Here is a 383-nt window from a genome sequence, read left to right on the forward strand (position 1 = left end):
CCATATACTCTATTACCTCCTATTACTTACCTTTCAAATTTGGGATAGGTGGTATTTGATCTAAATGTGTGAATGTCTCTGGTCTTAATTTAAAATCAGGATTATATTTTTCGGGATTGGTGATATGTTCACTTTCTGTATTACGCCATGAGAATGTACAAGTATCACAAATATATACCTCCCATGCATTATCTTTAGGAGCCTTAGTTAATAAATTCACACTTTTCGAATCACATCTTGGACAAATCATATTAATCTTCCTTTCTATTCACCATGTTATCTAGAATTTCTCTCCACTTATCAGTGTCTTTTGGTGTACCTAGCAATTCAGTATCGCGTGCCTTATCAGCCCCTACAGGTGTTGTAGCATCAATTACTAACTT

The 383-nt window shown here is 34.7% G+C and carries 1 protein-coding gene; it reads right to left on the reverse strand.

The window, feature by feature from the left end:
- Positions 1-22 precede the first annotated feature (22 nt).
- Positions 23-250 (reverse strand): non-oxidative hydroxyarylic acid decarboxylases subunit D, encoded by a 228-nt coding sequence (locus ACF91D_RS32320; RefSeq protein ID WP_107589123.1) that lies wholly within the window; start codon positions 248-250, stop codon positions 23-25.
- Between the last annotated feature and the right edge of the window lie 133 nt (positions 251-383).

This window comes from Staphylococcus sp. 231237_7MaSpsaltlick (assembly GCF_043107035.1).